Genomic DNA, 24,997 nt, shown 5'->3' on the forward strand with positions numbered 1-24,997 from the left:
CTTTATTTCCTTTTAAAAATAAGAGCGTACTCTATATGCTCCATTTGTCCAAAACGGTCTGTTATCTCCAGTTCATTCTCATAAAGGGAAAGCAGCCGGCAAAACAAGGTCACTTTTGCGTCAAAATCCATTTCACGATTATACGGGTATCCCATAACAAAAGAAAACAGATCAGCATTGTCCTGACAGAAGGCATCCATCATCTTCCGGGTATTGACTGCGGTCATATCCACTTCGGTGTTCTCCATCTGTTCGACAGAAATACCGCCCAATTCCCGACGGGTTATCACCTTGTCCGAGCGCATGGCATCGGCCACCTTCAGGATTACCTCCAGCGCCTCGTCCGTCTGCAGGTAAGGTACTGATACTTTGAACAGCGGCAGCTGTACCCCTTCAAGCACCACGGAATGCTCTCCGTCAACCACCTCGCGCACGTTTGTTTTCTCCTGAAGCTCGAACTGTTCCCTTAGATACTTGATGCGCCGTAACTTGCGTGTAAACCCTACCTGGGTACGAATCTGGTTCAAGTAATCAATAATATCCTGTTGAGAATGAATCAGGCTATGCCCGGCACTGGACAGCTCCGTCTTTAGTTCACGGGATATGGCAAGAAGCTCTTCATCCAAAGAATCCACAAAAAAGCTGGTCTGATCATAGTCCAACAGACTGCCCAATTCGACGATAAGCCTGTTGATATCAATCCGCTTCTTATCCAGATTCTCCAATTTGGCGATTTTTACCTTATAATTAGGCTCGTTTTTGAATGTATTGTCGATAACCCGCTGCAAGGACACCACGTTTCGTACCAGAATCTTGCCCACCTTACGAAGGTGCGACTTGACCGAACGAAGATAAGCCAACTTGCGTGAAGCGTTGTCTTCCTTATTATAATAGTCAATCAATTGGTATATCAACTGGATGTTTTCATCTATCACGGAAGTGGATATTTCCTCGTTAGCCTCCAGAAGCAACTCGCAAAAAGACAGATAATGCTCGTCCAACTCTATGTATGGACCATTTCTGCGGATGACCTCACGCTCGATAAGGATATTCAATTTATTCTCGTCTATGATATCCAACGCATAATCGTAACGCAACGGCTGAGACTTTCTTTTTTCAAACAAAACCTCCAACAAATCCTTCCCCAAATTAAGGGTGTTGACGATATGAGGTATTGAATTAAATATGTACATATAGAACGATTAAAGGTACAAAATTACACAAATCGGGAGATTCACACAAATCTGCCCATCCCCCAATACGTGGCGATTCCTTCACATTTACCTTTTCCTTTTTGCGGACGGGAAACTCCGGGCATATATAATAGCTTGCTATTATGTATCTTTATAGTTTCCTGACTGACATTTTGGACTGATGACACAAAGTAACCATCTGTCCAAAATGTGTTTTCCCTGTAAAATATATGTCTAAGGTAATTTTCATACTTCTTCTAAATGGCGGTTGTTGACATTTGCTTGAGTCTTCTTACAATTTGCAGCGGAGATAGTTTTGGTTCACTGCATATCATCATGTGTATATGGTCTTTGTCTGTTTCCATGACCTCAATATCAAAATCGGAAAAGTTTGATATCTTCTGCATGATTTGCTTCATGTCATATTCCACTGATCCAATTAGTAACTTTTTTCTGTATTTGCATACCGGTATCATGTGGTACTTGATGAGAAACTTAGAGTGGTTCTTTGAAATGTATTCTTTCTGTATCATTGTTTTGTTTAAAATCGTTAGATTTGCAGTATGTTACGAGTCTACAAATATAGAATCTATCGCAGCTGGTATGGCGTAAATCTCATTAAGACAGGACGCTTTGCCCCAAATGTGGTACGCACCACGACCGGGACTTCAATGCAGCTTGCAACATAAAGGAATTTGGCTTGAAAGCCCTACCCACGGAGCGTGGGAAAGTCAAGCCTGTGGACTGTCCTCTTGTAGATGACCGACCTCGTATCCTAAAAAGCAATGGCAGGAAGAAGCAGGAAAAGAGAGGAGGTATTGGTTTCTTCGAAGCCGCTAAATCGTTAGTTTTGCGGTAGTTCACACCTGAACCATCTTTATGAGCAATTGGTAACTACCTATGTGTTGTAGAATACTTCACTCTCCCCCTATAAGAAGAGTGAAGCCACTCCTACTCTACCAAAATGAATGATGACCAGAACAGCGGTTCATCCGGGTATGCTTGTTTCATCTGATCCCGAGCCGAATCAAATGCCTGATAAACGCTGTTTCCGGCAGCCACCCCCTCATAGAAATGCGTCATGAACTGTTCGGCGGCGCTATCATCGATTTTGCAAAGACTCACTATGAGATTTGTGGCCCCTGCCAGTTTAAAAGCCCGTTGCAACCCCCATACACCATCATAGTTCACATCTCCCAAACCGGTATCACAGGCAGACAGCACCACCACTTCCAAATCTTTGAATTTACAGTTGGCAATCTCGTCGTAGGTCAAGATGCCGTCATCCAGATTCACTCCGATTTCGGAGTTCTCCCAGCCTCTATTGGCACCGCTCATAAGGAGACCGGAAAACGAGTCATACAATCTTGACATCCGTCTCATATATTCGTGATTGGACTTCCTGTCCAAATCATCATAATAAAACCCATGTGTCGCAAAATGGAACAGATTAACCTCTTTCCCGTCATAATCCATGAACTGCCGTTCCGTTGCCTTATCTTTGGTATAAATAGCCACATCCGAATCAGGTTTCCCAGAAAGGCAATTTCCTACAATCTCCATCTCCCGTGCTGTACCGGGCAGGGCCCCCCAGTGGTTGCCTCTCAGATTAGTGGCCGAGTACAGATTATCCTGCAACTGCTGGGAATAATCAATATCACCGAACGCAACCACATGGTTTAGTTTAAGTCCTGAACTGCAATTAAGATCCGTCAGAACAGGTACGCGATGGAAGCGAACCTGATTAGTCCGTTGGTATTCCATCATCATGGAATGGTTTTCGATGGCCACCTTGTGCAGCAATCCTACCGGAGAAAAATACACATCAGTATAACCATCAGTGAAAGGTAACAATTTAGACCATACAAGCTGATAGAAATCTGCAGATTGATATACTTCTTCAGGTCTATGTTGAATAAAAGCACTCAACTCCTTCTCATTAAACAGTTCGACATAGATCGGTTCATTAGTCTTTTTTGAATACACGAATGCCCTATACCAAACGCCAGTTGAATCCTCATAAGAGACGAAATCAATCAGCAGCTGCTTATCCGATAAACCATTCTTTACCTCAGTCCAACTAACATCCATTTCCTTCCGGAACTGTTTGAACTCCACAAAATCGTTATTCAGCTTACGTTCCAATTCACCTATCTCATTTCTCAATGCAGCAATTCTGACGGAATCACCCGTATTCATCAACGCATTCAGCCAGTTCTTTTGTTCTTTCAATTTTACATACAGTTCCTGCGCCTCTGGATTACTTTCTACCATAGATCTAATTACAGAACCTGTTTTATACAAAAGCCCCTTGAAAAACAGAGATGACTCAGCGGCCAAAGCTTTGTCCCCTAGATTGCAATATCGAATCATGTGAGAGGACAGTTCCTCAATATAATATATCCAATTACTCCGTTCTGCATCATTCAATCCGATGAAATCATTCAATATCTCTTCTTTATACACATCGTATTTCTTAGCTGACCATATTCTATATTTATCAGAATTCGATCTTGCATACATGTCTACCATTTTGTATAGTAGCGATCGCTGATAATAATCCAACTTTCCACTATCCTTAAAATACTCCCAGCATTTTTGATAGAGATTGTCAGCCTTCTTGTATTCACCCTTCGCAGATGCCAAATCCGCTCCATTATATAAAAACAACATGCGGCTTTCTTTATCGTTACGATTCTTTGTAATTCGTCCTAATTCTTTATAGACAGTATCAGCCTTAGGGAATTGCCTAGCATAGATATAATCATAGAATAATTGATGCAGAGAATTCCAATACAAAGGATGATTCACATTACCATAGATATTCCTCCTAATCTCAACAACTTTCTCATTGAGGACTATACTTTCATCATAATTGCCGATAGTTCGCAACACTTCAGCTGCATTCTCCATCAACGTAAGGGAAAACATATCAAAATTACCGGTTTCTTCATATATGTTTAACGCTTTTACATAGGATTCCATGGCTTTCTGGTAATCCCGAACGCCAGAATAGTAATCGCCATGAAAACGATATAAATGCACCAACAGGTTATCATCCTTTGTTTGCAAAGTTTGATAGAGATTCCACGCCTTATCAATACAGCTCTTACGGACAAAATTATTAGGCGCATCAGAAGACATATCAAGTAAAAAGTAAATCTTTGTATTGACAGGTATTTGATCTGAATAGGATTCGGCCAACTGAAAAAAATTATAGGATTGTTCAAGCATACCAAACTGCCCATAAGTGGAAGATAACTGAGCATAAGCATAGAAGTAACTGTCTCTTGGCAATTCATTGTTTTTAATTGCCAATTCAATTTCAGCAACAAGAGGCATTGCTGCTTCAAAATCATAGTTATTCGTCAATGAAGACAGTTTGTTCTGTTTTAATAATAAAATATCCTCGAAAGAATAATCACTATACAGTTTAGCCTTCTCAATAGCTTTATCAGCATATTCAATAGCAGAATCAAAATCAGTCATACTAGAATATGCATGAGACAAGATATCGTACAATCGTGGGGATAATTCAGGGTAATTCTTTTCGCACTCGACCAATAATTTCTCTCCTTCTTCTATAGCTCTTTCAAATTGTCCATCAGATTCATAAGAACGAATAATAGAAAAAGAACGTTTCATTTCCTGAGAACTTTGATCCGATTGGGCAGACAACGTACTATTGTGTACATTGACACATAGAACTGTCAAAAGGAGCAAACAGCTGATAACCGACCTAAACATAACGCTATACTATTACTGATATTTAGAAAGAACGAAGGTAAACATTATCCATGAGACAAGGACTCTGAGTTGCAAATTTGACTACTTTTTTGACAGAGATTACTTCAAACTATACAAAATACTCCCTGTCGAATGCCAACCAAAGCCGAGCATTTCACAGGGAGGGACACTTTAGGCATAAGTGGAACCTATGCTTCATCTTTTCTAACCAAACACGCCAACGGACTTCCGTAAAAGCGATTTGCTCTATTAAGTACAGGGAAGAAACGGACTTTGTCACCTATCTTGAACTCCTGATTGACATCAAAATAATAATAATCCTTATTGTATTCATTATCAGGAAATGCGATAAACAGGTTATCCCCATTTTTGGACACCACTTCTCCATGAACCATAGCAACATTATCCAATAACATCTGGTTTTCGATTTTATACAGCTTGGATTCATACTTGAACACAATGTCCCCAGGCTTAAGTACAGTATACCTTTGCGGAAATCTGCTGAGTGTCGCCTTATTCCGGAACTGTACGATAACCCGTGTATCTACAACCTCTAGGACGACTGCCAACTTGTCTATTGCCGGAACTGTATCCAACAGCCTGCCCAGCAAACCCAATTTTGCTTTCAGCCTATAAGACAAGTTCGCAGAACAATCCAGCTGCCATGGTTCCACTTCATCCGCACGGAAGTAATAATAGTAGTCCCGAAAGAGTTCCTTATTAAAGCCTTTCTTGATACTGTATTCGACAACCTGATTATTCATCTGATATGAGTTGACCATCCTCACTGATATCTTTTGGCAACACTTCAAAAGATAGGTTGTACCATCCATGCAAACACTATACTTGTTTTTTGGCTTATAGCTGGTTTTTTGGGCACACAATATAATGATACGGTTTTCACGTTTGATGGGAATAATCTCATGATCTACCGTATAGTTTGGCTCAATCTTAATAACACCTTGCGGTGTTCCCTCTGTCAGTTCTGCATCAATTGCAAAATAATTCAACTGGATCTTACGCAGTCGGACATCCGGATACTGTTTCTTTAGTTGCTGGAATTCGTTGTCGGTTCCGTCAGACAAATTAGGTATATCCAACTGAAGATAAAACAAGCCGTCAGCCGCCTTGTACCAAATGATACTGGTTACAGAATGTATACTCCGCAACTGGATTGAGTCACGCAATACCGGCAACAGTTTAAAATAATAGTCACTGAGGTATTGACAGGGCACCATAAAACAGGCAGCAAGTATTTGGTCCTGATACTTTTGGAACTGGCTTTCCCGGAGTAACACCTCGTCCAGCCCCGGACATCTCAGGATAAAGTCAGCCAATACCTCTGAATCCAACAAACACATTTGGTTTTCCCTACACATCCTTCCGAACATCATCTGATAAAACCGGATAACAGCTTCGGGGCTGATTACCTTCAATGAACTGGACAAATGTGGAAACAATATATTGGCTTTCCCCTCAGTCTCCCTTTCTACAAAATCCATATCAGACGTACGAAGAAGTGCATCCATATCCCCTATCGCCAGATACATCTCCCGACATTCCTCCCGATTCATGTGGTTCGCCAGATAAACCATGAGGTATTTAAGCCGTAAGTTTATAGATTCGAAACAGCCATACTGTGTTCTTATATCCTGCATATACATATAGATTTCCATCTTATTGGGAAATGCATCAAGATATTGAAGAATGACCTTTGTCGGTGGTATCAAGCATTTTGCACCTAAGTATTCAAGGCTGTCCACATCATACAGCCAATACTGCAGCCACTTGTAACTCCTGAACAAAATCCCAGTAAGCTTAGAAGAACCCAATACCGCCAAACTACTACAGATTTGATCAAAACGGGCGACAGTACGATAATACGAGGGCAGTTTCAAAAAGTTCTTCATATTCAAGAACAAGTACTGTTCCATTAAAGCGGATAACGAAGGGCTATGCGGGAAGCATTCAGATAGGGTACTGAATAACCGATCCAGGCGGTCATTGAAACAATCCGTCTTACTCCCCATTTCAAACTGAGAACAAACTATCCCCAAAAAGCCAGACAGTTTATCTGTATCCGCTCTTAAAGAAAGACTCTCAGTAAGCATTTTCAAAGACTCTCCCCATTCAGGAAGCGAGAAATCCACACACAAATGGCCCGTCGCAACATAATCCCTATATATATACAAGGTAGAGAAATACTCTTGGAAAGTCTCATGGATAAAAGAGATGCACCAAAAATCAATGCCCTTAGAAGTTACGGAAAGCAACCCGCTGTCCATCAACATCCGGGTCACCTCCCCCACCCTATCAGGGTCCATCCAGTCCGACACTATAGAGTCAAGTCCGGTGATACTGTCAGACAAATAGCCATAACTACGCATGGAATATGCCAGCCGTGAGAGGGAATCGACTACAATCTGCCGGTCATCATTTGACACAACTCCACCCTTCTGAAGCTGATAGCTAATAAACTCGTCATAAAGGTGCAGTCTCGCTTTTGGGAGATAGCCGCAAGATAGCCAAAGACTGACAAACATATTCAGCAACAAAGGGTTTCTTGACTGTTCATGTAGTTTCTTATGGCCCTTAATGTATTGGAATAACCCACTGTCACCGATACGCTTCTGGATATATGAACAAATATTATCGTCGGTAAGCCCTTGCAAAAGGAAAGACGGTATATCAAGTTGACCTGAATAACCATACAAACGGGAAGTAATGACCACGCCACAATCCGGATAAACCTTCATGAACTGGGAAATCGTACGGATGGTTGAATCATATACCGAGGGAAGCACTTCATTCAGCCCATCCAGGAACAGAAATACCGCACCTCTGGAAAAGGCATCTCCGAAATCAGACCGACTAATGAAACTTTCTAACCAATTCTCCAAAGAGACCGATGGAGAAAGTTCCTTAAGTGGTATATAAACCGGAACATCCGTTCGCATGCCATTATCCATACAGCAACGAGCCATTGAATGAAGGACATATTGCAACAGGGTAGTTTTGCCACTACCGGGATTCCCCAAAATAACAGCCTGCCTTTCCTGTAGAATCACATCCATAGCCGGACGAATTACATTAATATCATTCTCCCCCACTCCATCATCGCCATACGAATTGTCTTCGTCAAAGTCTTCGGGTTCATTCGCTCTGTTTGAAGAGTTATTCAAATCAACTTCGGAATGTTCGGTCCAAACTTCTGATTCACCATCATTAGTCAAGTCGTCATTGATAGCGACAAGATAAGCATCCGGTATTTCATCAGCACCTACATGCACAAATGAGTTCAAACAATCCGGATTATTTGCAGTCAATAACCCACATAAATAATCAGTAAGGTTTTGTTTATTCATAATAAGATAAATGTTATGCCGTAACCGGACAAGCTATCGGCAATTCTTACTATAAAGTTGTCCAATTACAAAGTTATTGATTTTAAAATAAACGTAAAAGAAAAAGGCAAGGTTAATGATAATACAGCAAAAATGCAGTCCACTAATCAGTTAGGTGTTTAGCTCATAATACTGCATAAGCTGAAAAAGGAGGTTCGATAAAAGTTGCGAAAGACTTCAGTTCCCATATCGTTACTGATATAATAGGAACAAGAAACGGTACAACAGGTTATATTTCAGTAATTTGCACAATTTTTCATACTTGGAGACAACTCGCTTGATATTAACTTTGTAACAATCAAAAAAGTATGAAAACGAGTATGAGCAGATCGACTTTCAAAATCCTCTTCTACGTGAAGAAGGGCAGCGAGAGAGCCAACGGCTATCTCCCCCTGATGTGCCGTCTTACGGTGGACGGCGAAATCAAGCAGTTCAGCTGCAAGCTGGACGTACCCCCGAAACTTTGGGACGTGAAAACGGCACGTGCCACCGGCAAGAGCGTCGAGGCACAGAAAATCAATGCGGCGGTTGACCGGATACGTGTGGACGTGAACCGTCGTTACCAGGAACTGATGCAGTCCGACGGCTATGTCACTGCTGCCAGGCTGAGGGATGTCTACCTCGGACTGGGCGTGAAACGGGAGACTTTGCTGAAACTCTTCGAACAGCACAACGAGGAGTTCATCAAGAAAGTGGGACACAGCCGCGTACAGGGGACATACAACCGCTACCGTACCATATACAAGCACCTGTGCGAGTTCGTCCCGAAAGTGTACCGACGTGACGACATCCCCCTGAAGGAACTCAACCTGACCTTCATCAACAACTTCGAGTATTTTCTGCGTACGGAGAAGAAATGCCGCACCAATACCGTATGGGGTTACATGATCGGGCTCAAGCACATCATCTCCATCGCCCGCAACAGCGGTGCACTTCCCTTCAATCCCTTCGCCGGGTACATCAACTCCTTCGAGAGCGTTGACCGGGGCTACCTGACGGAGCGTGAGATACAGACGCTGATGGAGGTCCCGGTGAAAAGCGGGACCTGCGAACTGGTACGTGACCTCTTCATCTTCTCGGTGTTTACCGGACTGGCATACGCAGACGTGAAGGCGCTGACGACTGACCGGCTCCAGACCTTCTTCGACGGCAACCTCTGGATCATCACCCGCCGGCGGAAGACGAACACCGAGTCCAACATCCGCCTGCTGGACGTTCCCAGGCGCATCATAGAGAAGTACAAGGGGCTGTCCAAGGACGATCATGTATTTCCGGTACCGAGCAGCAGCAGATGCAACGTCATATTGAAGGAACTTGGTAGGCAGTGCGGTTTCAAGATACGGCTGACCTACCATGTTGCCCGGCATACGAACGCCACCACCGTGCTGCTCTCGCACGGTGTGCCCATCGAGACCGTAAGCCGTCTTTTGGGTCATACGGATTTGAAAACCACCCAGATATATGCCCGGATAACCAACCAGAAGATCAGCAGCGACATGGAAGTCCTGTCCCATAAGCTGGAAAAGATGGAGAAGGAGATATGCGATGCCATCTGAGGGAAGGCATTTACGGGACGAGTGATTTTTCCCCTTCTTCATCAAAGTTCCGCCGTCCCCGCGGATCTGCGCGTTTTCCCTCCGGTTTCCGGCAGAAAATTTCCGTACGGTGAAATTTTCTGCCGGAAAAACGCTCCGAATGCGCGGGTGACGGACGGGAAAATTGATTCAGAAGGCGAAAACTGCGACCGACGTAGTGCATGTGCGACAAGGAAAAAGGAAAAGAATTGTCCAGGAGCCCCTTTTCATGTCGGGATACGGCATGAAAAGGGGCTCCGGCTGTGGTGAAGGCTCTCCTGCTCCCTCTGCATTGCATGTACGGGTGGTTTTGCCCATATCCACGTCCGCCGGTATTGCTTCTTTTCCGACAGCCGACCATCCTGTCACTTCCCTGTAATCCTCCTCAAAATCAACACCGCCGTATAAACTGCATGAAAACCCGGGCACGCTTCCTGTTTCCAATCCCATATCCATTCCTTCCGCAACATCACGTATTGCCGTTCTCATTTCATATCCTTGAATATTTCTCCAAACATACCGAAGACAGAAAAGCTGCATGGAATCTAAATTCTCACCGGACAGACAATAGATAGAAGGAAGTAATCTGTCATCCTCATTTCTTGCGGCAAAAATAGTTGTTTTTCAGGCCGGTCCCGCAAGGCGGCCCTGCGGGCTGGTTGCTCGTGAAAAAATCTTCCTCACGCTTCGCGTGAGCGTATTTTTTCACGGCAAGCCTTGCCGGAGACCGCCGAAAAACAAACTGGATGAAGCACAAGAAATAAGAATGCCTACCCGTGTAGGCCATGTATAACGTACAAATGTACGACTCAAAAAAAACATAAGGCTATGGCAGACAAGAGCGCAGAAAAGGAAAGACTGTTCAACGAGTGGTTCACAAAATCCTATGACAGGTTGAGAGGGACGTTACGCCGGTACGGAATGCTGGACGAGGACAATTTCCATGACACCTACCTTTTCGTAAGAAGGCAGGTGCTGGTTCCCGGAAAGGACATAACGGACTATGACGCGTATTTCATCGGATGCTACAAAAAGGCGGCCCTGGTAAAGATTAAAAGGGAGAACCGGTATGCACACCCTGAAGATGATTTCTTCCTCCGATGTGGCGAGGAGGCAAAATTCCTTTCCGAGGACGACCTGAACGGGTGCGAGAGGCTGGTTAAGGACATACTGCGTTTCGTAAGGCAGAAGTTCTCCTACGAGGAATACCGGATGTTCATGCTTCGGTTCTATGAGGCGCAGTTCTCGTTCAAGGCACTGGCGGAATGCATGGGTATCTCGGCATCGGCCATATCGCAGAAAGTATGCAGGATAGTGGACGCGGTACGTACCCACAGCGGTTTCGCATGGAGAAGCCGGATGCTGGCGGTGGAAAGCTTCATGTATTGAAAAACGAAAACAGTTCAACCGATAAAAGAAAGACAATTATGGCACTGATAGTATACAACAGGGAAAACTCCCGTCCGCAGGAAGTCACATACAAGGGAAAGCGGACCATCAACCTTGACAGCAGGGGAACCGTCTATCTGTCAAAGACGATGTCAATCGAATTGGGAATCCTCGGCGGTGGACGGGTGAACTTCGCCCACGATGACGAGACGGGTGACTGGTATATCTGCCGGGCCGACGACAGCGAGGGGTTCATCGTCTGGAAGGATAAAAGATGCGCAAGGTTCTCGGCCGGGTTTATCGTGCAGAGGCTCATGCGGCAGGCGAAGGTGGAGAGGAAGAGCGTGCAGTTCATGATGGCGAGGATGCCGGTAGAGATTGGCGGGGTGGCCTATTACAAGATACTGCTCTCGAATCCGATACTCAGATAGAGGCATGGGCCGGAGTAGTCTGGCTGTATATGACATGATGGAGACAGGCGCATCCGACGGGACAGGAGCCCGGAGGGTGTGCCTGTTTTTATGCGCCGCCATGTTTACACACGGACATGCGGTTGTCACCGGCCGGCATAAGGTCACTCCGGCAAGACCGGGAAACAACATTGCCGGCGGATAATGATATCAGTACGGGATGTGCCGCCATTACAGGAACGGACCGTTCCACCGATACACGGGCAGCCCGCCCCAATTTCAGAATAACATAATGACATAATAAAATAAGGGTCTTTTTTTATAATGGAATCCCCGTATCTTATTGCCATACCGGAAAAATGTTTCCATGTCCCGCCATGTTATGCCAATGTCGTCACCGGATCATAATTTATAAAGAAAACACTCTGTGTATAAATACTTTATGAGCAAATTAAAGTCGTTCATCCGGTGGAAAGAAAACGCCTCCCTGTAGCAGCCGTCAAGCAGCTTCTCGATGTCGGAAGAACGGTACAGTATCTTGCCGCCTAGCCGGGTGAAGGCAAGCAGACCGCTGTCCCGGTACTGTTGCAGGCTGCGGCGGCTCACTTTCAGCTTTTCAGCCAGTTCGCGGTCCGTATAGAAGTTCTCGCCCGCCATCGCCGGTGACCTGCCGGCAAAGAGACGCTCCATGGAAACGGAGAGACGCTCGACGGTAGAGAAGAACTCTCTTATATGCTCGCTGCTCTCACGGGTGAGCAGACGGTTATCGGTATTCATCATGACTTGATCTTTTTTTGTTCGACATTCGTTTTTCATGGCCTTTCAGATCGACCTTCCCATACTTTCAGCCCGCTTGCGGCGCTCCTCCACTATCCGGATGATACTTTCCACGTCCCCGGGCTTGTAATAAGTCTTGTGACAGATCTGTGTGTATGCCAGCGTGCCGTTGTCACGGAGGGTCTGCAGGGTTCTCGGGCTGACCTTCAGCAGCAGGCACACCTCCTGGTTGTCCAGCCATTTCTTCTCCTCTATGTCGCCGTACAGCTGGCAGAGGGTGTCCAGCCGGTCCGCGAACGTCCGGAAGGCCGAGAGCATCGCCTCGAAGGTCCTTGCCTCAATGTTCACTATTTCCATAATCACTGTAATTTCAGGTTTGACATCTGTTTCATTCTCTCTTCGGATCCGGATTCCGTGCCGCAATTTAGTGAATCCCAGCGGAACATCCTGAATTTCAAGACAGGATGACTACCTTTGACACCATATGCGTGCCTGTTTCATCCGCAAAGTAAATGATTGTTCCCGGATATGGTTCCGGCCCTTCATCAGATGTCATTATATGTCATCAGATGTCCGGAATAGATATTCAATTGGAATCGAAGCGATCTTTCTTTTTCATAAGATGTACTTTTATTGATTTATACAATAGAAAGATGCGCCAAATGTTATCGTGGAGACGCTTATGAACATGACGGATGTCCATCAGTTTTGTCCCATCCCGGTAAAGAGGCCGGTTATCAGGATGTTCTTCCATATCCGGACTGAAAGATGCCTGCCGGACAAACACTGATGCGGGCATCAGTGTTTGTAACCGGCCATTAATAATTATAACCAACCATTAATGACCGGTTATAATCATTAATGGTTGCAATCGGTCTTTAGTGATTGCAACTGCATCCGTAAAGTTCATGCCCTGCTTCCGATGCGTATAATAATGAAGTTCTCACCGTCCGTACACCCTGAAGCAGAGAATGATACAGAAGAATACGCCAACAGAACCCTAAGTGTCGATCCGTCTGTTTTTTATCGTTTTATTTGCCGGCGACAATCGGTTTCCCGGTATATGGGAAACCATCGTATCAACGTAAATCCAAGTTTCTATGAAAGAAGGAAAAGAAGACATGCCCCTTGTGGGAAAAACGATGGCGGAAGGACATACGCACCGTATGGCCGTCCTGTGTGAGAAGTTGGGAAGTACCCTCAGGGAGATACTTGACGGAACCTGCCCACAGCCGGCAAAGCCGGAGAAGGCACCGAAGCGCCCGGCTTTGGAAAAGTATCGGGAAACTTATCTCATTCCCCCTAAAATCAAGGGACCTAAAGCCGTGTTCATCAGTGAGGAAACTCGTAGTGCCCTGGACATGATCGTCCTGAGACTGGGCTGCCGGGGAATGAGCGTATCCGGGCTGCTGGAGAATCTGGCAAGACGGCATCTTGAAACCTACCGGCAAGACATCGAACGCTGGAGGAAACTTTAGAGTACCGGTGACTGTCAGACCGTGTGAATGACTGCCGGTCGTATATCAGCCGGAACGGATGACTGTAGAAAATATAGGTACACCTCCGGCGGATATACTTTCATTGTCACCTTCCGGACCAGGAATGGAAACGGTTATCTGAAACCATTGATATTAATATTTCCTGTTGTTTTGAAGGGTAGATTCTGTAATAGTAATAGCAAGGTTATGTTTCCGGATTCCCGAAAACCCTTGCTCCCCAGCGCCCGGCGGTTGCAGGGAGGGTAAATCCACTCCCGCCGGTCGCAGATTTTGGAATGAAAGAAGTACGGACGAAAAAGAAAAAACATATGACAAAGGATATGAATGAGATGAAGAAAAAACGCGGCCGTCCGGCACTGGGCAGGACGCGGAAGCTGACCAAGGGAGTGACAGTGAAGTTCTCCCCCGTCAGCTACGAGGCTCTCAGATTCAGGGCAAAGAAGTCCGGCCGGAGTCTGGCGGTCTATATCAGGGAGGTGGCACTGGCGGCCACCGTTACGGCAAGGCATACGCCTGAAGAGAATGCGCTGCTGCGCAGCCTGGCGGGAATGGCGAACAATCTGAACCAACTGACAAAGCTCTCGCACCAGACAGGCTTTTACAGGACAAGGCTGCTGATAGACGGGCTGCTGGGAAAGCTGAAGCGGATCATGGTCTATCTTCTCGGTATGTTGAGCGACAGTCCTTTCAAGTTCTGACAAACGTTTATTAATGGAATACCCCTTTAAAAGATAATCCTTTAATACACTATTCGCCCATTTCCTAAAAAGGGTTGCGTTCTTGCTATTAACCCGATATCCTATTGACAGAATCGCATCAAGATTATAATATTTAGTAGTATATCTCTGTTTGCCGTCATTACCCATATGTTCCAAAATGGAACATGTGCTATCTATATCAAGTTCGCCGCTTTTGTAAATGTTGTTCAAATGTTTGGTAATAGCTGGCCTTTTAGTCCCGAACAAGTCGGCTATTTGTTCTTGTGTCAGCCAAACGGTTTCATCTTCCAACCTCACTTCCAACTTGACCGCTTCATCCGGCTGGTATAATATGATTTCTCCCTGTTCCATTGCTTACTTACCTTTTCTTAATTCATCAAGCCTCTGCATCGCACCGCTGAACTTCTCACCAAACATCATATCATCGGGCAAAACAAACCAGGTGGGAATACCTCTCGACTGTGGATTACCTATACATTCATCTTGCCCGTTCTGTTTGCGGTAATCGTCCCATTCACTATAAGCGATGTTCCAACGAATACCTAATTTATAGGTATTTTCCCATTTAATAATAGCCAGTGAATAGGCCGGATCATCTTTGCCGTCATAAATCACTTCTACAACTTCAACCACCCCTTTAGGGGAATTTATAAACTTCGGATTTTTATACGAATAAGTGCTCATGTCTTTTATTTTTTATTTATAGCACACAAAGATACTCAAAAACAAATATATACATATATACATACGTATGATTAACGTATAAAAACATTTATGGTTATTCTAATCTTTGATTAATTCCGGTACAGAAACAAAACGTACCGAAAGACGGAAACAGGATTTATTTCGGTACGCTTCCCCGATCGGCACAAAAAACACGCAAAAAACGAAAAATACTACTTTTAGTATTTTAGTATATTAGTATTTTAACTATATTTGCGGACATGACAACCATTTAAAAAACTGAATTTATGAGCAAAGCAAAAGTAATCTCCGTATTGAATCACAAGGGGGGAGTAGGAAAGACCACAACCACGATCAACCTGGGCGGTGCGTTACGTCAAAAAGGGTACAAGGTTCTTTTGATCGACCTTGACGGGCAGGCCAACCTGACCGAATCGCTGGGCTTCTCTGCGGAGCTTCCCCAAACGATCTACGGTGCGATGAAAGGCGAATACGACCTGCCGATCTACGAGCATAAGGACGGCCTTAGCGTCGTTCCCTCCTGCCTGGATCTCTCGGCCGTTGAAACGGAGTTAATCAACGAGGCCGGACGGGAGCTTATCTTAGCCCACCTTATCAAAGGCCAAAAGGAGAAATTCGATTATATCCTGATCGACTGTCCCCCCTCGCTGTCGCTGCTCACGCTTAACGCACTGACGGCCTCGGATCGGTTGATTATCCCGGTTCAGGCTCAATTCCTGGCAATGCGTGGAATGGCTAAACTTATGCAGGTAGTCCACAAGGTGCAGCAACGTTTGAACTCGGATCTTTCGATAGCCGGGGTTCTGATAACCCAGTACGACGGAAGAAAGAACCTGAACAAGAGCGTTTCGGAACTGGTACAGGAAACATTCCAGGGCAAAGTGTTCAGCACCCATATACGCAACGCCATTACGCTGGCCGAAGCCCCGACACAAGGGCAGGATATTTTTCACTATGCCCCAAAATCTGCCGGGGCAGAGGACTACGAGAAGGTATGTAACGAACTGCTAACAGAAATAAAGTAACCATATGGCAAAGAAGAACGATTTAAAAAACAGTATGTCGGCCGGGCTGACCGGGGGATTAGACAGCCTGATCCAATCCACGGCCGGGCAAAAAGAGGCTCAAAAGCCGAAGAAAGCGAAAACCGTGCATTGTAATTTTGTCATGGACGAAACCTATCACCAGAACTTAAAGCTGATCGCGATCCGCAAAGGCGATTCGCTAAAATCGGTATTGCAAGAGGCTATATCTGACTACTTGGATAAAAACAGTTCCCTGCTATAACAGCGTATCGGGAATATACAGGGCAAACACTCCACAAAAGAAATTCTCCAGGAAAAAGGTACGCAAAAAGCACCCCTACACATCAAAAAGTATATTGAAAATGCGATTCCCTATAAAAAACCCGTTGGCAGGGTTAATCTTGCGTATGTTTAACCTGCCAACGGGTACGATATTAATAAACGTTTGGATTAAGGTTGGACGTTTACGTCTTTATCATCTGCATCAACCCAGCCTGTTGTCTTTGCATCAAACCGGATCGGATTCAACACAGCCTCTCCCTGATCATTATAACCACCACCGAAAATCAACGTGTAGATATGACGCTTGCCCGCTACCCATATATCTCCGAACGGAACATAAATTGTTCCGTAATTATCTGCTGAACCCAACAGATAAACTCCGTTCTGCCGGATTTTGCAGGCGATCTCCAGATAACATTGCTTCGCATTGTCGGCCTGCAACTTGCTTTTGGTGGCTGTATCGGAAACTTTCCAAGCTGTCAGCTCCTGTGGTCTATTCAGCATAGGAGTAGTTGTGGAAATATCGGTAGCTGTAGTATTACTTTTGACCGTGATGTTTGCGTCTTTCACTACGGTAAATTTGCCCAGACCTGATACTTCACTTGGTAAATCAGCAGGATCACTCCAACTTCCCGTTCCATCGGCTGTCTCAGGCAATGTGAAGAAGCCGCCCATTTTGACATTATGAATCTTGATCATGTTGATGTCCACCTGCATGTTATCGTATTCGGTCTTTGCTTTGAATACGACCTGTGACAGAATATGTTTGAAATTAAATTTCACTATTCCGTTGTTCTTGTCTTTTTCCTGGCCTTTGGATATGGCATACATCACGTCGTAGTTTGCATGACCCGTGTTGGCTCCATACTCATCGATGCAGGTATAACTTATCTTTTGGACAGTCCCGGAGACTTCCCACATATAATTCATCATCATGTCTTCACTAATCGTTCCGGGATTGAACGCGTAAAAGTCCAAAGCCTCGGTAGGCCAATAACGAAGGTCGTTCGCATCGTCATAATCCCACTTACCATTTTTGTACACGATCTTCACTCCGTCATGTCCAAAATTCGTGTCGACCTTTCCCATGAAGGCAGTACCATCCGCCGTAAAAGCGAACACGTCGAAATCGGTGTTCTTCAAGTTGTCGGGGGTAGTAGGGGTAGCCCTCGTTTCCGCCGCATTACTTAACACGTTAAAACCAATCGCATTCCGTGAGGAGGTTTCCACATTCGCAATCTCCTCGTCTGAGCAACCCATGAGTAGCGCTCCAAAGATTGCCCCAAGCATTACTGTACTTTTTTTCATAAATAAAAACAATTTAAATTGATACATATAATTAATGCGAATCAGCAGTTGAAAACATCTTCAGATTCTTGATTTAAAAGTTTGTAATTCAGTTAATTATCTCATTATTTTATTTTGTAATCTCCTTGAAAATCAGTAAATTAGAAGAATAAAACCACTCATTTTTCTAATTATGATTCCCAAGGAGAAAAAGTTAATACTAATAGGTTTGTATATGTATATCTGTGATGTCCATAAGTCTTCTCTGCGTTTCCACTGCCAGAGATTCAGTAACAATTCCAATCCTGAGTTTACGGATGAGGAGGTTCTTACCATCTATCTGTTCTGCGGGTACTGCCAGAGATACTTCAACATCAAGGAGATACATACCTTCGCTAAGGAGTATCTGTCATCATGGTTTCCAAAATTGCCGTCTTATCAAACGTTTTGCGTACGCCTAAATATGCTTTCAGAAACATTTAAGGTGCTGGTGGAAACCATGATACAATCATTCAAGCCCAAGGATTGCGACTCCATTATATCCATTGTCGATTCTATGCCGATAGTGACCTGTAAAGGGAAAAACCGAGAGGGGAAAGTAGCTACGGAGATAACATCAAAAGGGTATTGCTCCACTAAGAACATGTACTACTATGGCATGAAACTGCATATGGTAGGACAGCGTAGGGAGGGAACCTTACCTTTTCCGGAAATGATAACTCTGACACCGGCTTCGGACAACGACCTGACCGTATTCAAAAGCGAATGCGTGCCATACCTATCCGGAAAGACGGTGCTTGCAGACAAGATTTACAGCGATTTCTCTTTCTTTAATGAGAACAATCCGGTTAAAGTGCTTACTCCGCATAAAGAGATTAAAGGGGAACCGGAAGTTCTCAAACAGAGGGAGAAAGCTGCAAGAGACCTTTTCTCGCAAGCCGTTTCTAAAGTCAGACAACCTATCGAATCCTTTTTCAACTGGCTGAATGAAAAAACAGAAATTCAAAGAGCATCTAAAGTAAGAGCTACCAAAGGGCTGTTGGTACATACCTTTGGAAAGTTGGCTATTGCTCTACTTACATTTGTTAATTTTTAATTTTTGAATCAGAAAGCCAACTGCTGATTCGCATAATTAACAAACTCGTATTACAACACTATATCCATATTCACATCATCCCAATCATCAACGTCCACATCAAATCCCGCACCGTCACTTCCCGGCTCGGATGGTACCTCATAATCAAAATTCAACACCAGATGCACATCACCGACATGCCCCGCTACCGGGACATCATGCACTTGGTCGCTCACGTCCTGTTCCAATACAGACATGCTGCCGGAACGGTTCTTGAGATACAGCCGGAAAACATTGGGCTCTCCTTCAAGTGCGGAATGTCCAAACGTATAGAATCCGCCTATAATCTGATTCCGCGAAACCATTCCATCAAAGAGCAGGCTCTCCGAAAGATCGGCGGGCAAACTGTCGCCGGACATGTTAAGCGAGCCGGACATGCCGGAAAGAGCGGCCCGCAAATCCGCCACCCTATCCAGTCCCCGAAGACCGTTCACCTCATACGTGTAGTGACATACCATGTTTACGGGAGTTAGCCGTACTATCTCCGCGCTTCCTCCCGGAATGTCCTTGAGGATAACTCTGTCTATATGGTCGCCACACAGCCAGGGTGGGGTGACAGCCATTGTCCGGTTATCCGGCGACTGAACATCACGCGTATCGGCAGTAAAAAGCGTGTAACTGCCGTTTTCTTTCCAAACCATCCCGTCGGTATCGTAGTTGAAGCAAATTACCCGGTAATCATTCTCGGGTAGCTCCACTTCCCCATCCTCTCCTCCGGGGAAATCAAATGTCCACGTGTTGCTTTCATCGTCGGTCGGATAAAATACGACCCTCATGCCTTCAGGCTTGTCATGATTGGAAATCTTGGTCCAGTCGAATACTACCCGCACCGTGACAAAGTGCGGATGATCGTAACATAAATCCTTATGCTCACAAGCCGTCAGTCCTATCCATAAAAATAGGGACACCAGACAAAAGCGTATCCGTATCACTGCCTGCCTCCTTTCTTCCCGTTGTAGTTGCCACGGCCGATCAACCACACCAAAGAGATACCCGCCTTGGTCGGGCCGAACCAGCGGCGGTTTTTAGTGGTCTGCCATACATAGTGACCGTCCAAAGGGATGTACTCCTTGTACGATCCTCCAAGGTAGCCGATTCCCAACGTGAAATCCACATTGAACCGATGTCCCACAGGTAACGAGTAGCCGTAAGCCACGCCTCCCCCGTAACTCCATTTATCCCCCAGGTAACCTTTCCCACCCAATTCGAAATCATAGGTAACGATCTGCCCGTACAATCCGACATGATGCCCTGTAAGCGGTTTTTCCGACGCTTTCCTGCCAAACCAGCGGCGCACTTCCAGATCCCCGCCATAGATACGCCAGTAGTTATGCTTCCGGTCACTTTTCCACCAGGCATACATCCAATTCCCGGCCACAGACCAGTTCTTCCCCAAACAGAACTCAACCCCTATATTCGGCACAAGCAACGCATCATAAAGCATGTTCGTTTTCACCGCCATGTAAAAAGGCCGTTTCTTTACCGGAGCTATGACGGTATCACGGATGCACAACCTATCACGTGTATGTATATATGCTGTATCTCTGACGGGATTTACCTTTTCTTGATGAAAATCGATCCTTACCGAATCACGCTTCTCCTGGGCGGATATTTCTCCGCTTATACTCAACACGAGCACGAACAATACACATTTAATATAAAAACCTCTTTTCGTCATTTAATCATTTGTTAATATGACAATCCAAACCCAGGCTTTTACACCCCCTTGAATTTCGACCGCAAAATACACACTTATAAACCAGCTTCCAAAGCAAAAAAACAAACATTTTAAACTTATAAATACTTAAAAAGACAACCACACAACAGCTACAACACTTACCACAGCAGCCAATCACGCTTACACAACAATTAAAAACACTTAACATCATAAAGAAAAGTACTTAAACATACAAAAAAAAAAAACAGTTATTTTTGCAGGAAACATTATACTTAATAACACTTAAAACAATAAAATACATGATATTCAGCACAAAAGCCGCCTCTTTTCTAAGTTCAATAAAAACTCAAACTTACGACAAAAAAGAAAGAGAAATGATAATAACGTATCAACAAAAACGAGTCTTTCATCTATCCCTGCTCATGCTGGTCTTATGCGCACCCATATACATATATTCAGTTCCATTTCCCAATGAACAGTTTTATTATATTAACAGCGTATTATTCCTGTTTATCATTATGTGCACTCTCGCTTATTTTAAAAAGAGAGTAAATCTGACCACGACCTTTTCCATTATACTGATAGCCATACATATCGAGATTTTTATCGAAATAATTTATTGCTCAATATGTAGCGGATATGAATATAGTTATCAAAGAGCATTGATAATGAGTAACATTACTATCTCTCTCTTATTTACCATGCTTTCCATCTGTGCCTATATGAGTAATATCTCCATCCTATTGTCCTCCCTTACCATAGCTTCCTATACAATCTGCACACTTATCACCGACGAACCGTTCCTATACAGTTATCTGCCTTTGATCATCATCATATACACCATGATCCCCTTATTAGGAAGATCCTTACACAGTAATATCAGCAGCTTGCTAAAAAGTAGCAACTTGCTAAAAGAGGAAGAGGAAATGCTTTTGAAACGTCTCCAAATGAAAAAGGAAGAACTATTCGCGTTCGCCGAGTTGTTAAGCGAGAATAACCCGGAAGAAAAGACAAGCTCCCTGTTAAACATAATAGGGAAACAATCCAAAGAAAATCTTTTTACAGCCCTTGCCGCATACCAGAAAAAGGAAAAAAGTAAACTTGATACAATCAGGAGAATATATCCCAATTTATCCCCGTCCGAATTAAACATCTGCCGTTTAATACTGCAAGACAAGACCGTCAGCCAAATATGCGAATTATTACATCGGAGTAGCGGAAACATAACCAGCCAACGAGCGAACATACGTGCCAAACTCGGACTGAAAAAAAGCGACAATTTAAAAGAAGCATTACAAGAACGCATGAGGCTGTATGAAGAAGAACACCACCGGCAAGAGGAGTTTTCAGCCATGCGTTAGGGATTGCAGAGTAAAGCCCACAGCCTTTAGGCAAGGACTTGAAACGTAAAGCCCGACCGTCCTATTGAGTTATTATATGAGAATAACACTTTTGTTAATAACTTCTCTATGTTTAGCTGGCTAGAACACAATTACACTTTCTCAGATGGATATTTTCTAATTAGATGTGATTATCGTTATTGAAAGTTATCCGATATGGACTTTCTATTTTCATCAGTATTTCCTATGGACGATATTTGGGCTTACTATATTTAACCGTTCCAATATATTGTGATCTCCAGTTCGCCTTTTCGGTTGCTGTATCTCCACAATTGGACTTTCAGGGTTCTCGCAGTACCATATAGACGGTAACTCTACTTTAGTTTGTTCATTAGTCACGATTGTGAAGGTGAGGGTGGTAAAGAGGGTAACGCATTTCATGATGACAAAATATTCATAAATTGTGGATTGATTGTTGTATGGGGTTTATTTGACTTTGGCTTTTAGTTTAATGAATTCTTCTTTAGAAGTGGAAAACGTAATGTATTTACCTGTAAGTGTTTCTGCTTTTTTGCCATTTCGCCAAAGTGTTACATCTTCTGTAGGCCAAGGATTTTCCATTGTACAAGTTTTTCCCTTTTCACTTGTTAGCTCAACAACTTCAACTCTTCCATTCTTCAAACTGCTGCTGACTAAGAAAGCACCATATGCTCGCAGGTTATGGAAAGATGCGTTTTTATTCTGTATCCAGTTGGGGAAAATGCGCAAGATACCTTCATAACTTTGTAGTAACATTTCGTTGATAGTGAGTGGTACGGCTGCTAATGTTTCAATGCCTCCTCCGCCTTGTGTAATCCACCCATTGGGATAAACGGTCATTGCAATACGTTTCTTCAGGTGCTCCAAAAGATGTCGGGCGTCATATCCCACTCGTACGGCACCAGGAAAACAGGTTTCGATACCGTTGTTATAAGTGTTTCCCCAATCTTCGGGACGTCTTGTTTTTTCCTGCCAGTGATTGATGTCATCCAGTAATATGGCGTTGAATGTGGAATCGGTCATGGGGCCGGTTACTCCTCCAGGCAGAATCAGCCCATGAATGGAAACTCGGTTGAGTCCCGAAGGGCTTTCTTCCACTCCGGCAGGCCCACTTTCCATATTCTTCAAACTGAGTCTTCCCTCTGCATTGGGGGCAGTTGGATAATCGCTCAAATGGGTCAGGATGTCCGTCCACTTGGCGTGTCTTTCTTTATTCGTTTGCAGGAACGTACTCATGTCTATGATACCTTTGAACAACATACGGACCAAACCTAATGAAAGGGTGGAATTGAAGTCTCCCAATCGGTGTCGCCATTGCCCATGGTTACGAAGATTGGGCATCACCTCATTGAAATGATCCATCTTGATGACATATCGCCCGTCTTCCAGACACAAGTAGTCTTCCCAAAAGTCTGCACAAGCCAACAGGTAGGGATAAACACGGCGGGCATAATCTTCATCGTAAGTGCTGTAATGGCGCATCAGCATGTTTCCTACACTGAATACGGCGTTGATTTTCTGTCCCAGAAACTTATATCCTCCGTCGATGGTGTTTTCTGTTGTGGCATATTTTTCCATCATTTCTTCCGGCGTTTTCGGCCACATTGAGGTACAGAGACCTTTCGGACCAATGCCTACCGGATAATAAATGCCGCGGCATCCCAGCAGTTCCTGGGCATGCTGCTTCCCCTTTTCCATATAATCCAACAAAGGATGGTCAAAGTTCTCAGTCAAGTGTATATGGTTGGAAGAAAAAGAAGCCCAATAAGGTGCTTGGTAGTTGTAATTCAGATGATAGTCTCCTCCCCAAGCTGCATTGTCACAAGTGACAAAAGGTCCCCAGATGCCCGGAGCAAATTTCCCGGCACGGGAAGAACAGGCAAACAGATATTGGGACATATAGTAAGATCGTTCCAGTTCTTCATCGCTGATAGAGATGGAAGATTCCGACCAAAATTTGTTCCACCAGTCCCGATGTTCTTTCTTGGCTTGTTGCAATGCTTCGATTGTAAGGCTATGCGCTTCCTTTGTTGCTCTTTCTTTCCATTGTTCTGTATCATGGTTGGTATATGCGGTGACGACAATCCATTGTTTTCTGTCGGGTTGGAGCATTATGCATTGAGAGTCGGAAAGCTGTGCGTCGGGAGTTCCCATTGCCATGGCGATATGTGAGGGCCATTGAAGTGATGGTGAACTGACAAAAGAACGGGTTACCCATGTTACAGGTGTCTCCCCTTGAGAATTGGAGGACGAATTCCCTTCGGTAGCCCAAAGGTGCGGGTATAGTTTCGTTTGCTTGTTAGCTTCTACTTCGATGATGATCCAATTGCGCAAAGCGGCCACCCAGGCTGTCATTTTTATACAAGTGTCTCCTTTGGTGAACAAGCCTTGGAGCTCTGCGCTTCCTGGCAATTGCTCTACAAGATAGGTGGCATCTTTCAAAGAGGGAATCCGCAAATTGAGGCCTCCTGGTGAGGCAATACCTCCAGGGTAGACCGGATAGGCATTCCAGAAGTCATTCTTACTGATATAAAAACATAAATCGTCCGTTTCGCCTCCTAATGTAATACCTAAGTCACCGTTTCCTGCCAAAGCTCCGTCCGGCGTTTTGGTGGAAGGAACTTGGGCGGGTGATGCAGTCAGAACAGCCTTGTAACGGTTTATGTAAGATGTGTCCAGTGGAATCGTTCTTTCGGGGTGCGTGAAGTCTTGTCCTACACAGATAGAACTTATGAATAGGTAGAATGATATAAAAATATACCTGTACATACTCGTTGGCGGAATTAATTTAAGT

General features: G+C 44.3%; 20 protein-coding genes and 4 pseudogenes. 11 read left to right on the forward strand and 13 right to left on the reverse strand.

The window, feature by feature from the left end; all coding sequences use genetic code 11:
- Positions 1–2: 2 nt before the first annotated feature.
- Together BQ9893_RS07925 and tnpA are read right to left on the reverse strand one after the other, a co-directional pair.
- Positions 3–1,193: a hypothetical protein gene (locus BQ9893_RS07925; protein WP_075965610.1), complete on the reverse strand. Its 1,191-nt coding sequence runs from the start codon at positions 1,191–1,193 to the stop codon at positions 3–5.
- Positions 1,194–1,336: 143 nt separating this feature from the next.
- Positions 1,337–1,726: pseudogene (gene tnpA / locus BQ9893_RS07930) on the reverse strand (IS200/IS605 family transposase); the annotation flags it as partial.
- Between the two features lie 98 nt (positions 1,727–1,824).
- Between tnpA and BQ9893_RS22605 the strand changes: the two are divergent.
- Positions 1,825–2,052, forward strand: a pseudogene (locus BQ9893_RS22605) (zinc ribbon domain-containing protein); the annotation flags it as partial.
- Positions 2,053–2,144: 92 nt separating this feature from the next.
- Here BQ9893_RS22605 and BQ9893_RS07940 read toward each other — a convergent pair.
- Entirely contained in the window at positions 2,145–4,838 is a 2,694-nt protein-coding gene (locus tag BQ9893_RS07940; RefSeq protein WP_075965612.1) for a CHAT domain-containing tetratricopeptide repeat protein, read from the reverse strand.
- 290 nt (positions 4,839–5,128) lie between these two features.
- The gene (locus BQ9893_RS07945; protein ID WP_122298786.1) at positions 5,129–8,305 is read right to left on the reverse strand and encodes an NACHT domain-containing protein; all 3,177 of its coding nucleotides are present in this window, start codon (positions 8,303–8,305) and stop codon (positions 5,129–5,131) included.
- A 347-nt stretch (positions 8,306–8,652) separates the two neighbouring features.
- On the opposite strand from BQ9893_RS07945, the gene BQ9893_RS07950 reads away from it, so the two are divergent.
- Positions 8,653–9,900, forward strand: coding sequence for a site-specific integrase (locus tag BQ9893_RS07950; protein WP_004330052.1), 1,248 nt, complete (start codon positions 8,653–8,655; stop codon positions 9,898–9,900).
- Positions 9,901–10,068: 168 nt separating this feature from the next.
- Here BQ9893_RS07950 and BQ9893_RS22510 read toward each other — a convergent pair whose 3' ends face one another.
- Positions 10,069–10,407, reverse strand: coding sequence for a hypothetical protein (locus BQ9893_RS22510; RefSeq protein WP_237474126.1), 339 nt, complete (start codon positions 10,405–10,407; stop codon positions 10,069–10,071).
- A 339-nt stretch (positions 10,408–10,746) separates the two neighbouring features.
- Between BQ9893_RS22510 and BQ9893_RS07970 the strand changes: the two genes are divergently transcribed.
- Genes BQ9893_RS07970 through BQ9893_RS21645 form a run of 3 tightly spaced genes read left to right on the forward strand, consistent with a single transcriptional unit; the run spans position 10,747 to position 11,922 of the window.
- Positions 10,747–11,307 (forward strand): sigma-70 RNA polymerase sigma factor region 4 domain-containing protein, encoded by a 561-nt coding sequence (locus BQ9893_RS07970; protein WP_004330050.1) that lies wholly within the window; start codon positions 10,747–10,749, stop codon positions 11,305–11,307.
- Between the two features lie 38 nt (positions 11,308–11,345).
- A complete protein-coding gene (locus BQ9893_RS21640; RefSeq protein ID WP_004320820.1) occupies positions 11,346–11,738 on the forward strand; it encodes a hypothetical protein in 393 nt (130 codons plus the stop codon).
- A gap of 4 nt (positions 11,739–11,742) precedes the next feature.
- Positions 11,743–11,922: a hypothetical protein gene (locus BQ9893_RS21645; protein ID WP_075965614.1), complete on the forward strand. Its 180-nt coding sequence runs from the start codon at positions 11,743–11,745 to the stop codon at positions 11,920–11,922.
- Positions 11,923–12,119: 197 nt separating this feature from the next.
- On the opposite strand, the gene BQ9893_RS07990 is transcribed toward BQ9893_RS21645, so the two are convergent.
- Together BQ9893_RS07990 and BQ9893_RS07995 are read right to left on the reverse strand one after the other, a co-directional pair.
- Positions 12,120–12,497, reverse strand: a complete 378-nt coding sequence (locus BQ9893_RS07990; RefSeq protein ID WP_167369857.1) for a helix-turn-helix domain-containing protein — start codon at positions 12,495–12,497, stop codon at positions 12,120–12,122.
- Positions 12,498–12,539: 42 nt separating this feature from the next.
- The gene (locus tag BQ9893_RS07995) at positions 12,540–12,851 is read right to left on the reverse strand and encodes a helix-turn-helix domain-containing protein (RefSeq protein WP_075965616.1); all 312 of its coding nucleotides are present in this window, start codon (positions 12,849–12,851) and stop codon (positions 12,540–12,542) included.
- Positions 12,852–13,594: 743 nt separating this feature from the next.
- Between BQ9893_RS07995 and BQ9893_RS22515 the strand changes: the two genes are divergently transcribed.
- Together BQ9893_RS22515 and BQ9893_RS22045 are read left to right on the forward strand one after the other, a co-directional pair.
- Positions 13,595–13,972: a DUF3408 domain-containing protein gene (locus BQ9893_RS22515; protein ID WP_004330044.1), complete on the forward strand. Its 378-nt coding sequence runs from the start codon at positions 13,595–13,597 to the stop codon at positions 13,970–13,972.
- A 329-nt stretch (positions 13,973–14,301) separates the two neighbouring features.
- The gene (locus tag BQ9893_RS22045) at positions 14,302–14,691 is read left to right on the forward strand and encodes a plasmid mobilization protein (RefSeq protein ID WP_244155089.1); all 390 of its coding nucleotides are present in this window, start codon (positions 14,302–14,304) and stop codon (positions 14,689–14,691) included.
- Here BQ9893_RS22045 and BQ9893_RS22050 read toward each other — a convergent pair.
- Both BQ9893_RS22050 and BQ9893_RS08015 read right to left on the reverse strand, forming a co-directional pair.
- A pseudogene (locus BQ9893_RS22050) lies at positions 14,647–15,063 on the reverse strand (virulence RhuM family protein); the annotation flags it as partial. The gene BQ9893_RS22045 and the pseudogene BQ9893_RS22050 overlap by 45 nt on opposite strands.
- 3 nt (positions 15,064–15,066) lie before the next feature.
- Positions 15,067–15,396: a hypothetical protein gene (locus tag BQ9893_RS08015; protein WP_004327465.1), complete on the reverse strand. Its 330-nt coding sequence runs from the start codon at positions 15,394–15,396 to the stop codon at positions 15,067–15,069.
- Positions 15,397–15,683: 287 nt separating this feature from the next.
- Between BQ9893_RS08015 and BQ9893_RS08020 the strand changes: the two genes are divergently transcribed.
- Positions 15,684–16,442, forward strand: a complete 759-nt coding sequence (locus tag BQ9893_RS08020; RefSeq protein ID WP_005868802.1) for a ParA family protein — start codon at positions 15,684–15,686, stop codon at positions 16,440–16,442.
- 4 nt (positions 16,443–16,446) lie between these two features.
- The gene (locus tag BQ9893_RS08025) at positions 16,447–16,704 is read left to right on the forward strand and encodes a hypothetical protein (RefSeq protein ID WP_005648607.1); all 258 of its coding nucleotides are present in this window, start codon (positions 16,447–16,449) and stop codon (positions 16,702–16,704) included.
- Between the two features lie 188 nt (positions 16,705–16,892).
- Here the strand turns inward: BQ9893_RS08025 and BQ9893_RS08030 are convergent, their stop codons facing one another.
- Positions 16,893–18,032: a fimbrillin family protein gene (locus tag BQ9893_RS08030; protein ID WP_087880676.1), complete on the reverse strand. Its 1,140-nt coding sequence runs from the start codon at positions 18,030–18,032 to the stop codon at positions 16,893–16,895.
- 442 nt (positions 18,033–18,474) lie between these two features.
- Between BQ9893_RS08030 and BQ9893_RS08035 the strand changes: the two genes are divergently transcribed.
- Positions 18,475–19,107 (forward strand): transposase, encoded by a 633-nt coding sequence (locus BQ9893_RS08035; RefSeq protein WP_244155011.1) that lies wholly within the window; start codon positions 18,475–18,477, stop codon positions 19,105–19,107.
- Between the two features lie 50 nt (positions 19,108–19,157).
- On the opposite strand, the gene BQ9893_RS08040 is transcribed toward BQ9893_RS08035, so the two are convergent.
- Together BQ9893_RS08040 and BQ9893_RS08045 are read right to left on the reverse strand one after the other, a co-directional pair.
- Positions 19,158–20,078, reverse strand: coding sequence for a DUF5119 domain-containing protein (locus tag BQ9893_RS08040; RefSeq protein ID WP_075965619.1), 921 nt, complete (start codon positions 20,076–20,078; stop codon positions 19,158–19,160).
- A pseudogene (locus BQ9893_RS08045) lies at positions 20,075–20,704 on the reverse strand (DUF3575 domain-containing protein); the annotation flags it as partial. The gene BQ9893_RS08040 and the pseudogene BQ9893_RS08045, both read right to left, overlap by 4 nt.
- Positions 20,705–21,123: 419 nt before the next feature.
- Here BQ9893_RS08045 and BQ9893_RS08050 point away from each other — a divergent pair.
- Positions 21,124–22,185: a helix-turn-helix domain-containing protein gene (locus BQ9893_RS08050; RefSeq protein ID WP_075965621.1), complete on the forward strand. Its 1,062-nt coding sequence runs from the start codon at positions 21,124–21,126 to the stop codon at positions 22,183–22,185.
- A 465-nt stretch (positions 22,186–22,650) separates the two neighbouring features.
- Here BQ9893_RS08050 and BQ9893_RS08055 read toward each other — a convergent pair whose 3' ends face one another.
- A complete protein-coding gene (locus BQ9893_RS08055) occupies positions 22,651–24,972 on the reverse strand; it encodes a glycosyl hydrolase family 95 catalytic domain-containing protein (protein WP_075965622.1) in 2,322 nt (773 codons plus the stop codon).
- Positions 24,973–24,997 lie beyond the last annotated feature (25 nt).

Origin of the sequence: Parabacteroides massiliensis (assembly GCF_900155425.1) — a bacterium.
Classification (GTDB): domain Bacteria; phylum Bacteroidota; class Bacteroidia; order Bacteroidales; family Tannerellaceae; genus Parabacteroides; species Parabacteroides massiliensis.

Bases quoted from the DNA above. Each gene is read 5' to 3' on its own strand.
- BQ9893_RS07940 (WP_075965612.1), bottom strand. From the start codon at position 4,838: ATGAAACGTTCTTTTTCTATTATTCGTTCTTATGAATCTGATGGACAA.
- BQ9893_RS21640 (WP_004320820.1), top strand. From the start codon at position 11,346: ATGGCACTGATAGTATACAACAGGGAAAACTCCCGTCCGCAGGAAGTC.
- BQ9893_RS08055 (WP_075965622.1), bottom strand. From the start codon at position 24,972: ATGTACAGGTATATTTTTATATCATTCTACCTATTCATAAGTTCTATC.
- BQ9893_RS07990 (WP_167369857.1), bottom strand. From the start codon at position 12,497: ATGATGAATACCGATAACCGTCTGCTCACCCGTGAGAGCAGCGAGCAT.
- BQ9893_RS08035 (WP_244155011.1), top strand. From the start codon at position 18,475: ATGCTTTCAGAAACATTTAAGGTGCTGGTGGAAACCATGATACAATCA.
- BQ9893_RS07950 (WP_004330052.1), top strand. From the start codon at position 8,653: ATGAAAACGAGTATGAGCAGATCGACTTTCAAAATCCTCTTCTACGTG.
- BQ9893_RS08050 (WP_075965621.1), top strand. From the start codon at position 21,124: ATGATATTCAGCACAAAAGCCGCCTCTTTTCTAAGTTCAATAAAAACT.
- BQ9893_RS07945 (WP_122298786.1), bottom strand. From the start codon at position 8,305: ATGAATAAACAAAACCTTACTGATTATTTATGTGGGTTATTGACTGCA.
- BQ9893_RS08020 (WP_005868802.1), top strand. From the start codon at position 15,684: ATGAGCAAAGCAAAAGTAATCTCCGTATTGAATCACAAGGGGGGAGTA.
- BQ9893_RS07995 (WP_075965616.1), bottom strand. From the start codon at position 12,851: ATGGAAATAGTGAACATTGAGGCAAGGACCTTCGAGGCGATGCTCTCG.
- BQ9893_RS08030 (WP_087880676.1), bottom strand. From the start codon at position 18,032: ATGAAAAAAAGTACAGTAATGCTTGGGGCAATCTTTGGAGCGCTACTC.
- BQ9893_RS07970 (WP_004330050.1), top strand. From the start codon at position 10,747: ATGGCAGACAAGAGCGCAGAAAAGGAAAGACTGTTCAACGAGTGGTTC.
- BQ9893_RS07925 (WP_075965610.1), bottom strand. From the start codon at position 1,193: ATGTACATATTTAATTCAATACCTCATATCGTCAACACCCTTAATTTG.
- BQ9893_RS22045 (WP_244155089.1), top strand. From the start codon at position 14,302: ATGACAAAGGATATGAATGAGATGAAGAAAAAACGCGGCCGTCCGGCA.
- BQ9893_RS22515 (WP_004330044.1), top strand. From the start codon at position 13,595: ATGAAAGAAGGAAAAGAAGACATGCCCCTTGTGGGAAAAACGATGGCG.
- BQ9893_RS08025 (WP_005648607.1), top strand. From the start codon at position 16,447: ATGGCAAAGAAGAACGATTTAAAAAACAGTATGTCGGCCGGGCTGACC.
- BQ9893_RS08015 (WP_004327465.1), bottom strand. From the start codon at position 15,396: ATGAGCACTTATTCGTATAAAAATCCGAAGTTTATAAATTCCCCTAAA.
- BQ9893_RS22510 (WP_237474126.1), bottom strand. From the start codon at position 10,407: ATGAGAACGGCAATACGTGATGTTGCGGAAGGAATGGATATGGGATTG.
- BQ9893_RS21645 (WP_075965614.1), top strand. From the start codon at position 11,743: ATGGGCCGGAGTAGTCTGGCTGTATATGACATGATGGAGACAGGCGCA.